This is a genomic window from Butyrivibrio sp. XPD2002 (assembly GCF_000423945.1).
Taxonomy (GTDB): Bacteria; Bacillota; Clostridia; order Lachnospirales; family Lachnospiraceae; genus Butyrivibrio.
Genome location: NZ_AUIY01000008.1, coordinates 69,883 through 85,790 on the forward strand (window position 1 = coordinate 69,883; position 15,908 = coordinate 85,790).

At 37.9% G+C, this 15,908-nt stretch carries 11 protein-coding genes; all 11 read right to left on the reverse strand.

Translation table 11 applies throughout. The features are described from left to right. Positions 1-11: 11 nt before the first annotated feature. Positions 12-206, reverse strand: coding sequence for a hypothetical protein (locus tag G587_RS0105615; protein ID WP_207637463.1), 195 nt, complete (start codon positions 204-206; stop codon positions 12-14). A gap of 78 nt (positions 207-284) precedes the next feature. After that, positions 285-797 carry a hypothetical protein gene (locus tag G587_RS0105620; RefSeq protein ID WP_026491436.1) on the reverse strand — a complete coding sequence of 171 codons (513 nt, stop codon included), beginning with the start codon at positions 795-797 and terminating at the stop codon, positions 285-287. Positions 798-895: 98 nt separating this feature from the next. After that, complete coding sequence (locus G587_RS0105625) at positions 896-1,198, reverse strand: hypothetical protein (protein WP_026491437.1); 303 nt, start codon at positions 1,196-1,198, stop codon at positions 896-898. Positions 1,199-1,395: 197 nt separating this feature from the next. Next, a complete protein-coding gene (locus tag G587_RS0105630; RefSeq protein WP_026491438.1) occupies positions 1,396-3,573 on the reverse strand; it encodes a sigma-70 family RNA polymerase sigma factor in 2,178 nt (725 codons plus the stop codon). Positions 3,574-3,584: 11 nt separating this feature from the next. Continuing rightward, positions 3,585-3,761, reverse strand: coding sequence for a hypothetical protein (locus G587_RS25375; protein WP_155829436.1), 177 nt, complete (start codon positions 3,759-3,761; stop codon positions 3,585-3,587). Continuing rightward, positions 3,754-6,426 (reverse strand): hypothetical protein, encoded by a 2,673-nt coding sequence (locus G587_RS0105640; protein ID WP_026491439.1) that lies wholly within the window; start codon positions 6,424-6,426, stop codon positions 3,754-3,756. Before G587_RS0105640 ends, G587_RS25375 begins: the two co-directional genes overlap by 8 nt. Before the next feature lie 4 nt (positions 6,427-6,430). Further along, on the reverse strand, positions 6,431-9,676 hold the full coding sequence (locus G587_RS0105645) for a UvrD-helicase domain-containing protein (protein ID WP_026491440.1): 3,246 nt from the start codon (positions 9,674-9,676) through the stop codon (positions 6,431-6,433). Between the two features lie 2 nt (positions 9,677-9,678). Next, positions 9,679-10,617 carry a DNA-processing protein DprA gene (locus G587_RS21565; RefSeq protein WP_051200784.1) on the reverse strand — a complete coding sequence of 313 codons (939 nt, stop codon included), beginning with the start codon at positions 10,615-10,617 and terminating at the stop codon, positions 9,679-9,681. A 24-nt stretch (positions 10,618-10,641) separates the two neighbouring features. Further along, on the reverse strand, positions 10,642-11,193 hold the full coding sequence (locus G587_RS0105655) for a hypothetical protein (RefSeq protein ID WP_242830039.1): 552 nt from the start codon (positions 11,191-11,193) through the stop codon (positions 10,642-10,644). 4 nt (positions 11,194-11,197) lie between these two features. Beyond that, a complete protein-coding gene (locus tag G587_RS0105660) occupies positions 11,198-12,154 on the reverse strand; it encodes a hypothetical protein (RefSeq protein ID WP_026491442.1) in 957 nt (318 codons plus the stop codon). A 48-nt stretch (positions 12,155-12,202) separates the two neighbouring features. Further along, positions 12,203-15,895 carry an AAA family ATPase gene (locus G587_RS0105665; RefSeq protein WP_026491443.1) on the reverse strand — a complete coding sequence of 1,231 codons (3,693 nt, stop codon included), beginning with the start codon at positions 15,893-15,895 and terminating at the stop codon, positions 12,203-12,205. Positions 15,896-15,908: the final 13 nt, after the last annotated feature.

Consider the following 15,908-nt stretch of genomic DNA (forward strand, 5'->3'; position numbering starts at 1 on the left):
ACCTGGTTTCCTTAGAATTCATCGTCATCCCAGTCGCCCATAGCCCAATGCCAGGCTTCTTTGTCTTCCCGATCTCTTTCCAGCTCTTCCTGTCTACGCCAGAATTCTTTTTTCTCTGATCTCGACATGTTCTTAGTAAGTTTCTCTATCTCCTTATCCGACAGTCTTACATCGTGTTCATCTTCTCCACCAAATAACAAATGCATTAACATATTCGCACCTACCTTTCACAGATCTCACTTATCAAGTACTTTCAGTTTCTGTTCCTTCTCACAATTTAGTTATCAGTCAATATCTCCGTAATATCCCGGCATTGTGTATCCATCCTCACCTTCAGGAAGACCGATCACATGAAGCTCATCGGCATCATAGACCCAACCTTTACCTGCTCCGGAATATCCTGATGAATAGGATTTATCTACATCGCCATAATAACCTGGTTTTGTATATCCGTTTGAGCCCTCAGGAAGACCAATTACATGCAGTTCATCCGAAGAATAAACCCATCCCTTTCCTTGTGTTGTTCTGGTTCCGTTGCCCTGGGTATTACTACCGCTGCTCCTGCTTGATTTGTGATTAGGCTTTCTTGTGCTATTTGGTCCATCTAATGCATCTATTGCATCCTGAGTAAGATTACCTGCTGCCTCCAATTCATCCAAAAGCTTCTGGTTATACTCCTCATTCATCCTATCAATCTTTTCCCGCCAAGTTTCTGCATGAACTGTCGTACCCATAAAGCCAACAATTATTCCAAATACTAAAAAAGTTGAAAATGCAATCACAGTCTTTTTCATCATAACTACTACCTACCTTTCAATGAAGCCGATGCTGCATCCCCAACAATTCTTTTTTCAAATCCCCAATCCGTATTTAATTTGTTTTCTATGATTACACTTTACTCTTTTTGCTGTCCAATAATCACACCTGCACAATCGAATTTGCGTTCTTCCGTTCCAACCTCCGTTTCTCTAGATTTTCCATATTTTGTTATCATCTCAAGGCATGTTTCCACTGAATTAATTATTCCCAGCACTTCCTCTAAGCTGCAGTAGGGCTCTAAAATTTCATTCGAATTAGCAAAAACTATATCATATCTATAATCATGCTGATTATCGGAGCATCTTCTTGCCTGAAGGCAAAAACCATATTTCCGTAGCCTTCGTAGTTCCTGCGTCAGCCTCCACTCATCATTCTTCATAGCGAGCCTCTCTTTACTTGCTTTAACATTTTCAACTGTGCTGTTCAATATAATCATGTATTCTGTAAATGTATTATCGCACATTTGTTCGGGTGCCGCTATTAAAGAATTATAAAAACTTAAATCTGATGCACAAAATTTTCAATGAACTCCCCATAAAAATGAAATAAGCGGTCATAAGGCCGCCTATTTCTGCATTATTCCTTTAATGTTTTTCCACATTCACCTAGAACAAAGACCAATTCTCTCATTGATCCTGTTCCAAAATATTGTAGTTTATAAATTTCCTCCTCACTTAGAGCACAAATCTCTCCCAAAGTATTTATTCCTGCCCTTTTGAGACAATTATATGGTCTATCAGACAAACCAAGCTTCTCTACTGGAAGATCGTCACTAATAGAACCATCTTCATTAACATACTGGCTATCTGGCGATTCTTTTAATCGCTCTGCCGCGGTTTTGGGCCTTCTAATAATAATGCTTTTATCTGCAAACTGCCTAAGAATATCTTCTATCTCCAATTCCGGATCTACATATGGTTTTATTCTTCCTATTCTTGTAAAATGATGCAGCTTTCTTAGTCCTTTTTTCTCCAGCTGCCTTATTCGTTCACGTGATAAGCCAAATCCCTTACCAATTTCCTCGAGCGTATGTTTCTTACCATCCTCTATTCCAAACCTAAGGCGTATTATTTTTTCCTCTCGCTCTTTAAGACTTCCGAGAACTTCAAATAAAACACTCTCAAACTCTTCTTTAACGGATTCATCTATATCAACTTTGGGCATCCCTATTTCCTGCGCTTTTTTAGCACTTTTTGTAACCGGGATATCATCTTCATCACCATCATCAACAACATGGTCTTCTATGAAATCTTCGCTAATTTCCTGAGTTGTATTATCGATAAGATCATAAGTATTAGGATCAATATTCTTCAAAAAAGGTGATGCTTTATCTTTTACACATGTCACGACAAGTCGCTGCTGCGCTCTGGTCATAGCAACATAGGTCCTGTTTCTCTCCCTTACCTCATAGTCCTGTCTCTCTTTATCAATTTCAAGCCTATACAAATAGGAATATGGATAATTACCATCCACAAATTGCGGAATAATAACGCGGGTAAACTCCAGGCCTTTTGCACTGTGAGTCGTAACAAGCTTAACACCAGGTCTTGTTATATTAAAATCCTGATCGCCCTTGATGAATTCTATTGGAATGCCAGCCTCCTTAAGCCAGGTTGCAATATTATCCAGCTGGTTATTCTTAGATGCAATAATCGCTATTGTCTGATCACTAAAGTCTTTCAACCATTTTTTTACAATATCCAGCAATAAATTTTTTTCATCTTCTATGGATTTCAGCAGTACTACATTAGGCTTTGGCCCCTTAAACTTCGGAACCACATGATCACTCCTATCATCCTCAGATAGAAATTTATCGTTTCCTTTTCTTAAAGATTCCGCAAATCTGTCTATCTGCGCTGTAGTTCTCATGGATTGAGTAAGCCGTTTTATTGTAATATCTATTCCCAAATCTTTAGGAATCCACTGTTTATTATAAAGTTTCTGATTATTGTCCATAGCGATTGTCATATCTTCTCTAAAGATATTCATTACCGCTTTCATCTGTGCCAGTGAAAAATCCTGAGCCTCATCAATCAGGACATGGTCATACAAATGCTTTGTAGATATCTGGTAACCGTGTCTTGCCACATAAAGTGCAAAATCTCCCCAGTCGACCATACCATTTTGCTTTAATATATGTCTGTAGCAACAAAATATGCGAAAAGCATCTGCTCTATCAGTCTCCGACATACGAAGATTTGTCCCACGCCCCTTTCTTTCCAGGGACATGTAATAATCATAGTCCACAGTAGTAACATTCATGGACTTCATCCACTCAATTTCTTCCTGCCAGAATGTTTCATCACATGCAGGATGATCCAAGAGACGGCATTTAGAGTTAGCTCTTCCATACTGTTTTAGAGCCTCACGAATAAACTGCTTCTGTGTTTTGTCATCACAGACAGTTTTTCTATCCAACCCTATATCAACACAAATATCATAAAGGTGCTTATTAACGGTCTTCACCTTAATAAAACGTCTTCTATCACCATTTATACCAAGGATTTGCGCAGTAGCACTGGCAAGCGGCTTATTATATGTAAGCACAAGTACCTTATTATATGCCTTTGGATCATAGTTTTCTTCGTATTCTTCTATGTATTTCTTTGCTATATACTGTATTACAGTACTCTTTCCGCCTCCGGCATACGCCTTAATTACCAGCGTTTTGTCCCCGGAATAATCTGCACACCTCTGCTGCTCCTCTGTCAGTTTCAGCATCCTCTTTTGTGCATTCAAAAAAGTTCCATCCATAGTAGTTTCCCTCAAAGATCCGCAAAATCATCATCGTTAAACGTATTCATATCTCGCCTGAGTTTATCAGATTCTTCTTTGGATTCTTTGGTAATAGTTTTAGATGCTTCCTTAACCTGTCTGGTCATACCATCGCTTTTCGAAACCCAGGATTTTGATACTTCCTTCCAAAAATCTCCATTAACCATAGACCTTCTCCCTGTCTCTTGGAAAAACAGAATACTTGCAGTTATCCGCGTTTGGACAAAATGCGCAAGGATGTGACTTCCTTATCTTGCCTTCTGGTGTATAAGCAAAACCAGGCTTTGTAAACTTCATACTCTTCTTACCCTCTTCAGAATCCAGCTTTGCATATGCCTTGAGTGCTTCCTTTCTTCCTGAATAATCCGGGAAGTGCGTTCTAAGCCGCTGCTCCGTATAATAAAGTCCGCCACACAAATCTCTTCCAACTATTGCCTCATCCTCTTCCGTATAATCCTTTCGGTCTGCTGTTAGATAATCGTAAATCTGTCGTTTAGCTGACTTTTTTATAGCCGGGAACAAATCCATTACATTCTGATAAACATCTTCAATTTTAACGTTCTTATCTTTCATGGCATTAGAAATAGCCACAATAAGCGATGTAATAGAGAAGCTCTGCATGAATTCATCCTGGAAGCTTGGTGCATCATCTACAATATATCCATATAAATACCTTAACGGACAAACTCCATAATCCATTTTGGCTTCCTTGGGAATCTCTTGAGTCAGATCATCAGAGCAATGCTCCGTAATCTTGGCATCTATCATTTCTGCATCTTCAACCTGCTTCCATTTAACTCCTTTTTTCCTGGGTCCAAAATATTTAACATCTATAGCACTCCTTATAAGTCCAATATAAGGGGACTCTGCCCTCTTCTTTCCTCTTATCTCAGACACCCATGATATAGATACGTTCCGATGCTTAAGAGCTGAATACATGAAATATCTATTTGCAAGGGATGAATTTTCCGCCGTATACAGCCAGCATTTCAGCAGTTCGTTTTTCTTCTTTTCATAACTATTCTTTAAAATATTTTCATTAAGTGGCCAGGGATATGCCCCCTTACCTCCGGGCATGCTATCATTGTCACATAAACAGATATGAATCCCATTTTTCTTCTTAGTAATATGTGCAGAATCTACATGGTACATCGACATGACAGCCCAGTTTCTTCCCTTTATCTCACCGTCATCAAATGTACCTTCAAGATATAATTCCAAAGCTCTCGCTGCATCAGCAGGAAAACATTTAATTCTTGTATTATTATCTGTATTCAGCTTATACAGAATCTTCCTGGCAATTTCTCGCTCCAACTCTGATACTTCATCTGTAACTACACATCCATCCAGAATCTTATTTAATCTACGGATATGTTCAGAAATATTTATTTCCCTGTTATCTACAAAAAGCTCCCGCGCTATAAATAAAAGATGCTTTATAAGCACAATAATGCCTTTTACTCGTTCTACCGGAACAGAGAACTGACTAAAATCAGACAAAGGATTTCCCATCATCTGCTGCCACCTGTATGCATCCTTATCTGATCCTTTAGCAGTTTTCCAAAGGCAGTTTTTCTCTATGTCTTCAAGTTCTTCTAATCGTGTCTCCCAATCAGAGATCCTATTACAATCCCTGAAAAATGGCATGATCTTCGTAAGATCACTTACATAATCCTTGCCCGAATATTCCCCATGGGTAAGCCATCCGGATGAAAAACACTCAAGCAGACTGTACTCCGAAAGACAGATTGCGTTCTCGTTCTCATCCCACATATCATTGATATTCCATATGAATTTACCAATCGGGAAAGCCATTAGCTTTCTTTCACCATATAGCCTCGGATAAAACGCTTTTACAATCTCATTTGCTTCGTTACTTCCTGCAGAATACACGCCCTCACCATGGTCAGCACTCCATGCAATACCATTGGAAAAATCTATGAGGGATCCATATTCTCTAATAGTAACCTTACCTTCCCTATTAACCTTTGGTTTTCTGCCTTCAAAAATATCGCCACATGGATCTTCCTTATTTGTTACTGCACTGACCCATTTATTCATAGGCTCATATTTTTTATTTTCACCATAGGTTTTCTTCCAAATTTCATAGGCAAATGGATAACGTGAATCATAAGGAAACAAAAAAATAAGCTCGATCCCTGTCTTTTCCATAGCCTGTAAAAATCTCTCCTGAAAAGGTGTTATATAGTACAAACCATGTATTACTATTTTTGATATTTTTCTCTGAGGCGAAAATCCATATGCATTATTAAGCAATTCCTGCATGAGTTCAGGCTTTTCTATAGATTCAATCCGCTCTCTTAACTGCGGAAGTCCGAAAATATTTTCATCATATATGCTGCTATCAAGAAGTTTTTTCCATATTTGTATCAGGAGTTCTACATTCTGATCCCCAAAAGTATACAATTCGTTTGTACTTACCCCAGCAGCCTCAAGTCTGCTTATGGAATTGAAAATGCCACCAACATTTTTGATACATCCAAGAAGCCATTTCTGCTCATAAATATCATCTGAATCATCGATTAAATCTTGAATCATTTTTGAAATCAAGGAATATATAGCAAATTTATTTGCATCCTCAGCCCAGCTCCCTTCTATGGCTCCCTGAAGTTCATTCATGGAAATCGCATGGAAATCCAGAGCATAGTCAAAAAGGCCATCCCATTCGTTTTCATGCCTTGGTCTATCATTTTTCAATGCCCATCGCATATCGTTAGAGGCAACAATCTGAGGTATGCTCTTGATCTCACTCCAAAAACTGCATTTTCCAAGGTTATTTAATTCAGTATAGGTGTATACTTTTCTTGCCATATCCTTATAATCCTATATAGCTGGCCCAAGTATCTTCCTTAGGTCGCATTGGTTCGATAACAATAAGCTTGTTTATTGCCCTCGTCATGGCAACATACAAAATTCGATGTTCTTCCGCCCTATCCTTAAACACTTTCATCTCATGCATATCCGTGTAGAATTCATTTTGGAAATTTAATCCGCCTCCGTTCCATCCCACTCGAAGATCCTTGGTATCAATAATCATTTCCATTCTTTCTTTCGTCGAGAGCTTTTTCCCAGTGTAAGGAAGGATTATTGTGTCAAACTCCAATCCCTTTGATTTATGTGTAGTCACGCACAGAACACTTTTATAATCATTATCATTCCTGGTCTCAGGTTCTTCTTCCTCACGGTTCGTAGCTATCTGTGATTTTAAGAAAACATAGAGCACATATAGGCTAAGCCTCTCGTCACTGAAATTACTTTGTATAAGCTCAATGAGCTTCTCAAGGTTTGCTTTATATTGTGACGCCCTGGCATAAGTTACTGCTTTAGCATTCTCTTCATCCCAGCCATCATCAAGAAGGGCTCTCCTTGTATTAACAATAAAGTTCTCGACTACCGGAATCTGTTCAACTATGTCCTTCAAAACTGAAATAATTGGTCTTAACCTTAGTCCGTTCCTATAGTTATCCCACTTTGTTTTCCTAATAAAATCAGACAGATATAAACATAATTGCTCTTTATCCCCGTTTAACGCCTCCATTGCCTTAATGTCTATAGTTCCGACATCCCCAGCATAAGGCGTCATCAAGAAATTAAACATATGCTTCGGTTCATTTTCAAATAAGAAGGAGCATATAAGAGCATAAAAATCCCTCACTGCTTCGCTTTTATAAAAATAGCCTTCCCTCTTCGTTACGTTTGGAATCTTATGCTTTCTTAGGAGCATGGACAACTGATCCAGCTGGCCATTGGTTCTTGTCAGCAGTACAACCCTAAATTTCTCATCAATTTTTTTGCCTGCCTCTTTTAATTTCTCGACCCTATCCATAAGATCGTCAAGGGCTTTCTGTGTATTCTCTGCTATTTCTCTCGCTGAAGGCTGCGATGGATCTTCAAAAAGAGTCTGTCTTCTTTCAAAGAAATCCTCAGTCTTCTCCTTATCTTCCTCGCTCTCTGAAAGTATTACCCCGTCTGGTTTTTCTGGTTCGAGGCAATGATATATTATAAGTCCGCCACAGGCATCCTTATTTAATGGAACTACTGGCGCATCATATTTAAGCATCTCAGAGCTTCCCCATCTGGCAAAGATTTTGTCCATTGATTGCATGAGGGCTTCTGCAGTTCTATAGTTATTTTTAAGTGAAAAATCTATATGACCAGTGCAGTTTCCATTTCCATCAAGCGCTTTATACAGCGTTTGAAATGCTTCGTCATTTGCACCTCTAAAGCCATAGATACTCTGTTTTACGTCACCAACAACAAAGAGCTTTGTCCCTGTTAGTTTTACCAACTGATTTGCAACATCTATCTGAGATAAATCTGTATCCTGGAATTCATCTATAAAAAGATACTTCATTCCAAGCCCAGATAATGGACTTTCACTAGCATCATCTCTTTCTTTCTGCTTTATGAATTCCCCAAGAACCATCTGCAGATCCCTTATAATATCACTCAAGGATATAGCATCCATCTTACGCTTTACTTCGAAAAACTCATCATCAAGCTTAGGGATTATTTCCTTTGCAAACTTACCGAACTTGTTTGATTCTTCATTAGGGAATGTCTCTCCCCATTTCAGGTTATGAATTGCCTCATGTGACAGACCAACCTTTGCACACTCATCCCAGAACATATCTATCAGAGCCTTCGTCGTATAATACTGCTCTCCAACCTGATCTTTTATGGAAGAATCTGTTTCCAGCAGGTTATCCATATATTCAAATATCAGATCGTTACGATCTTTCTTGAAGCTCTTTATACAAAGATTCCCAGTAAATCCCTGCTTAATGCCGTACTTCCGAAGCACTTCATAAGAAAAACTATGAATAGTACTGATATTCATCTGGGACTGTTCTTCGACCCACCTGAAATACTTAACATTTCCAGTCAAATGATATCGGTTCAACAAGTTATCCTGAAGCCTGCGGTTCATCTCCTCTGTGGCATCATTAGTGAACGTGATCATATAAATATCGTACATATGAAGCCCCGGAACAGTGTGCATAAGATACATTATTCTGTCTATCATTACAGAGGTTTTGCCAGTGCCAGCACTTGCCTGAACAACAATATGTTCATCGGGGCTACAATGCTCAACCCTATACTGAGCTGCATTAAAAGATGGGCATGCTGATTCCAGCCTACTAATAAGGCCAGACTCATCATTCCCATCTATCACAATTCCCTTATATCCGCTCACAACAAAAACCTGAAGTAAGCGCGCTTTGATATATTTCTTACTATTATCTATACCTTTAAGTGCTTCGACAGACGCAGCATCACCAAACCATAAAACCTTAATACCATAATCGATCCATTTTTTTATGCTATCAAGATATTCAGACAGACTTTGTCCACACAAAAGCACTGAGTACTTCGCACCAAGCTCATGAGAGTATTCTTTCTCATACTTTATAGAGCTTATGGGCAAAATACTATCTTTCTTCTCTTCTTTCTGTTCACGCTCCGTATTATCCAGCTCATTGTCACCGATTTCATCATTTTGAAGATCTGTTTTTGCCGTACCTTCACAGGTTCTACCAAGCGTTATGGCATAAATATCCTTAACGCCTTTTTCTTTAAGCAGTCTCTTCACAGCCTCCATGGTATTCCCGGTAGTAGTTATATCATCGAATACCACAACCATTTTATCTGTCAGATTATAGCCTGCGTATAGCGCCATGGTATCAAGAAGTCCTTTTACACTCCTATCTCCACCACCTGACAATTTCTCATGGGTCTTTGTCCTGAGTATAAGATTCCACGCATTCTTACACCCAAACTCATCGCAAACACTACTTGCAAGAAACTTAAGTGCATCGCTATATATATCTTTTTCATGTGAAGGAACGATGCAGACAATAGCATCAGATAAGGCTTCTCGCCTTTTTTTGAAATATACATCAATAGCACCCTTAATATCAGTGCATAAAAAAGCAACGGCATAGTCATCATTATCCTTGAATTTAAGAATATTCTCACTTACGCCGTTATGCTCTGCATATCTTGACGGATAGTAATCATAAAGATATAGAATTCCAGAATCAGTACGTTTGAACTCCAATTTCAATCACCCATAATATCAAATATAGTCATTTGAACAGGTTCTTCAGTACCTTCTGATTCCCTCAATGATTCTAAAAACTTTCCAAGCTCCTCCGTATCGCTTATGGAAAATCCATCCTTACTCTCTATTATATACCTATTTCCAGAAAAATCTCCAATCGCATTATTTCCAGGGTTATAAACACCAATTTGGCGATGCATTTTTGCAGCCGCGTTAACCGTGTGCATGGTTCCACTCTTCATACCACACTGCATAACAAGCGTCGCATCCCCAAGTGCTGCAATAATGGCATCCCTCTCAACAAAGGTGTACTGCGTAGCTTTCGTATCCGGCGGATACTCTGAAATCAATGCTCCTCCTGTAGCCAATATCTCTTCACAAAGAGCTTTGTTTTCTTCCGGAACAATATGATCAAATCCACACGGTAACATCGCAACTGTTTTACCCCCGGAATCAATGCACGCTTTATGTGCAATAGTATCGCATCCTGCTGCCAAGCCACTGACAATCACACGTTCAGAACGCTCAATAGTTGCTTTTACGAAAGACAACTCTTTTTTAGCAGTATTTTCCACCGGAACACGTGTTCCAACAATTGCTATGTTTTTTTCGTCTAGCACGGTTATATCGCCTTTAACATATATGATGCAGGGGCGTTTATTACCCAGGGCATTCAGCTTCTTAGGATATTCGGGATCCAAGATTGTATATACTTGCAAATCACTTCTATCTAAAATCTCGTCATATATCTTATTAGAGATTTCTATGGCTTGATTAACACTATCCTCATCAGCCTTTGCTTCACTGGCTAACACAAGATCTTTTAATACATCTATCTCATTATTCTTAAGCAAATACTGAAGATAGAACTTACTAACCCTGGCATTTCCAACTCCGCTTATAGCCCTAAGAAAAAGTATTTCTCTGAGTTTTTCCATATAATCAATTACTTATTCCTTTATTTATTGTTTAATTTTTTGATTACTGCAATAGATTACAAATGTTCTCTTCGTTATCAATAATAAAAGCATAACTATCATAAATGAAAAACTGTAAATGCATATAGATAATGCAGCTATCACATTTTTATTCTTAACAATAATGACAATTATAGACATAATTGCCGAACACAGAGACAGAATATTACAGGTCATAATTGAGACAAATGTCTCATTGACCACCTGTTTTTCAAGCTTATTATCACTATTAAGCTTTCCAACCAATATAGCTGCAAATCCAAACAACACAGTAAATATAAATGCAAATACTGTCGTTAACACTCCTGCCAGTTTTTCATCTATATTGGATTCAAATCCAAGAACAATTATCCCACCCAAGATAATCGGCATAAAAACAAAGCAAAGAATATCCCATATTGAAGTCTTTTTAGTATTGTCATTTCTATAAACTTGGAATTGGCTTTTTAAAATTGAAAAAATCATAACTTTTTTGTTGCAAAACAACATAAGTATAACAATAGCAATAGCCATTATGCTTAGAACTGCATTTTTCAATATGTTATACCTCCTCAGATTCAAGAATATCATCGTAGTATTCATCTGAAAGCTTTGCTAATTCTCCTGCAAAGTCATGAGAACTTTTATAAGCTTCATATAATCTAGCTGAAATATCATGGGCACCAACTATACTCTCAAATTCGCACCATCGAATCTTTTGATGACGTTTTCCCCCTATACGTACTTTAATCTCGGCATCATTATAATCTACATCATCGTTAAGCTCAGTCTTAATTAACGTAAATGCATTTGCTTGATCAATCTCTTTTGCGTGCAATTTACGCAAAATATCAAGAATTTTACTATTTTCCTGTTCCTCTAGGTTTAACACTACTTCTCTTATAATATGTTTCTTTTTTGTCCCATTAACATTATCTGCAACATCTGAAGAAAGCTCTTGTTTCGAAAACTGCATTATGATTTTTGTTGGTGTAACATCGTTTATTTCATCAACCATTGGAACAATCAATTCCATCTCAAGTTTTAAGCCTTTTCCCTTAATAGCATTGTTTGCTGTTTCTAAGAAGACACTCTTGCATCCAGATCCATTTTGCCTGTGAAAAATAGCTATGAATCCGTTATCATTCTCATAAACAAAAACATGATACTCATATAACGCAGCTGCATCTGAACCGTAATTATGTTTTTCTCCGGTCTTTTTCATTACTGTAATTGGTTTTCCTTGTTTACCTGCATTGGGCATTATATGCCATATCTTAACTTCGTTCCTTTCTCGAAACTCTACTTTATTTTCTGTCAAAGCAATTGCTCTGTCTGAATTTTCACCAATTGCAAGGTTGCTCGTGTATTCTTTATATGTCTCAATAAAATCAGAAAAAGAATAATTTGGTTCCTCACCCTTCCTTATTGCTTCCCGTTGTTCTTCAATCAATGGGTTATTCCTTTGAAGGTAACTAAATCTACACTTATATGCCGTAAGAGTTTCTATTCTAGCCATTGTTATAATTTACCGTCCTATTTGATATATTATTATTTGTATAAAAACTTATAAGTCAAACGTTCTTTTTATAAGATCGTCAATCTCCTTTGAATTCAAACTTCCATTATCACCATCTGAAGTAATAATTAGATTTTTTCCTTCGCAAATTCCATGTGCATTATAATATGCAAGCTTTTCTTCCCATCTTGACATATAACCTGAATCAGTAGGCATGCCAACATGTTCCCAATACCAGAATATCTCATCATCATCAGGATCATATGCTACAAAATCTGGTCTGAACTTTCTTCCATCCACAGTGACCTCAGGTTCATAATCATAGTTTATACCATTGCTGAGTAGATGATCTGCAATGATTACTTCTGACTTAGAACGCACAAGTTCCCCACGTGTCGTCCTGTGAATCAAGCTATCTTCATAGAACTTGTTTCCTACTTTAACAATACTTGGTTTATTCACTGATTTATCAGGTAATAGTTCTTCTGAAAACAAATCCGTAAATCGTTGTGCTATATCAGAATTCTTTGGTGATACATAATCCATAAGTCTATGAGGATCCTCATTATACAAGATAACTATTTTCTTCTTCTGTCTTGTCAAAGCTGTATATAGCATTTCCCTTGAAAGAATCCTGCATGGTTCCGCAAGAATTAGAACAACCGTATCAAACTGGCTACCCTGCGATTTATGAACCGTTAAGGCATAGGCAAGTTCAAGGTCGTTTGTTCCACGTTCCTCATCAAAGTTTTTCCAATTGTAATAATATGAATAATCTTTCTGTGAAGAAAACTCCACTCTTAATGAATTGTCATCCCACTTTCTATCTGTTTTAAAATCTCCACAGGCAATTCCTATTTCACCATTTGCTATATAATTTCGGCAAGTCTCTTTGGGATACCCCTGCATCCTCATGTTACGAACATTGATTACCTTATCACCATATATGATGCTCTCATGTCCCCAAGGACTAGCAATACGTTTATCCTTTCGACCAGCAAGAACTAGACCCTCTGCCCTGAATTTTGAATGAATTAGGTGATTCAGATTTAGCACACCCTGAGGCATGTTTTTGACAGGTGCCAACATCTGCCAATTTTCAACATTCACAGCACATCCCTTATTAAAATAGGAATATGCTTCTCCATGTTTTCCTCTGTTTCCACCTAATGACTTATCAAAACTCTCCTGATCAGAAATACCAAATTCATCAGCCAAAACTTGGAATAGTTTCTCCTGGAGTTCATCTTTATTATTCCATCTAACAAATTTAATATTTTCGCCGTTATCCTGAAGAATTTCAGTAACAATGTTACGTTCCCAATCAATCTTTGAATCAGTAAACATCTTGGCAAATTCAACATCCAATCTCTGTCCAGAAGATGCTTGCCTGCAGTTCTCCATAAGTTCACAATACCCGTGTTTAACACGAGGAACTTTTTTGCCAAAATCAGGTTTTAATATCTTAATAAGATCAACAAAAGGGCGACCAGCACCAATAGGCGGAAGCTGATTAGAATCGCCTACAAAAATAATTCTCTTTGATGCGCCAACTGCATTCATTAAGCTACCCAGCATATCCTCTGTAAGCATAGAAGACTCATCAATGATAACTGTCTCATACTTCTTTGTAACTTTTTCTTCCGGAATCTTATACCTCATATCCTTGAAGTTAAAGCCACCTACACCCGAAAGAAACTGAGCAACATTATAAGCATCAAATTCTTTTCCATATTCTCCCATGCTTTCCATCAGCCTAACGGTAGCCTTCCCAGTTGGGGCAAGCAGAAGAACACCACCTTGTGTGATATCTGGATGGCTACACAATACTGCAAGAACAGTCGTTTTCCCTGTACCAGCATCGCCAACAAGAACAGAAATCTTAGATTCTGCAAGTTCTTTAAGAGCAGCGGTTTTCTCAGCGCGAATTCTCTTCTCCTTTTCAGGATCAGGATTATCTGGTATTTTCATTTTCTTGAGATAATCATCAAGCAGCTTTCCCCAATCCGCATCTATTTCTATTCTTCCAGATTTTAACTTCTTTCTTACTTTTCGCTCAATTTCATGCGCAAAGTCCTCATAACGCTTAAGTTTGTAATACTTATCACCATTCTTCATTTGCTTCGTAATGATTTCAGAAGCAATCTCATCTTCTATTACAGCCAAATGGTCTAACGTCACACCGCACTCAGGCTGGAGTGGCATCTCCTGAATAATATCCATAAGATGATTTGCCGGAAGTATGGTATTTCCGTCCTCTGCCGCTTGTTCAAGCGCATAAACAGCCAAAGCTCTAACTCTTCTCACATCATTGTCAGAATTAAGTTTTGTTGGAGCTTCTATCGGATATTGTGTTCGTATCGATTCTACAGGAAAAACAGCACGATCAATTCTTTTTACTGAAATAGCTAATTCTTCTCTTTTCAGCCTTGTACTCTCATATAGCAGGTACGGATTAGCTATAATATCTTCATCTGATAAAAAAATACCTTCCTTACTTCTTTGGTTCTTCTGAAACAGCACATCAGCTTGCTTGATAGTTAAATCGAAACGAGCCAAAAGCTTAAAAAGTTGCTTTCTTTCCTTCGCCATGCCATTCCACATCTTGCATGTAATCTCATCTATCCCTACTGCAAGAGATGGACTTAATACAGATTCCGGTTTTTTAAATACTTGATCTGCAACTTTCCATACATCATTATCTCCAGCTTTTTCTATTATTTCTTTTGCCACAAGGATTCCATAATTAACCTTGCAAGCGCATAGCATTGAACCCAAGCCAGGGAATGCTCCACGTTCATCCCATACCTCATTTAGTTGAGCATCTATCCATTGAAGGACACCTGAATAATCCTCATCAAGAATTCTATCTATAATCTGAAATGCCTTATAACATGATAATAGAACCTCAATTACTGCATCATATGTTACATGCTCAGTAGCATAAGAAAACTCACCAAAAGCATCTGCTGGAGCCATCACACATACAGATTTCAAATCAAAATCCGGGTTCTCCTCAGCATATTTTATAATCTTGTCATATGGAATCAGAAATCCATCTTTATGATCTTCTCTAATTGAATGACTGATGTGTGTTTCCCACAGCATTGATTTTATGCCGTTTTTCTTACTTCTCTTGTGTTCAACCGGTAATGAAACGTGCTTAATATGCCCAATACCGATAATAACTCTTCCAACATCCTCTATAAACGGCACCTGTTTTGCATAAATTAAACATAATGACTGGTCAGGCACCACATCTTTATAAAAGTAATCAAATACTGCCTGGTGACTTTCCCCCATCTGAAGCCAGCTTTTTCCACGCGGCCAATTCGTCTCTACTTCTTCATCAATATTCAGATTATATTTAAGGTTTAAATCATGCATAGACTTCTTTAGAAGCCATGCAAAAGGGCGAGCTGGTAACGAATACGGCGGATAGACATTTTCAGTAGGCATAAAATGCTGATACTCTTCATATCCATATCCAACATATGGATGTGTACTAACAGCCACAAACTGTTGGCTTGACATAAATGCAGCGCCTTCACTTAGGCATGGAATCTCATTCTCATACCCAGCAATGCATTGTCCGCATATTGTCTGCTCAACATCTTCTTTTTTTCCTTCCAAAATACCATTAAGCTTAAGACAAGCCGTATTTCCGCTCGGATCTTGACAGATGGTTCCGTCCCATCCATGATCATGCCACGGTACTCTGATTGATAAATGTTGTACCAAAGCGTCCCTCCTA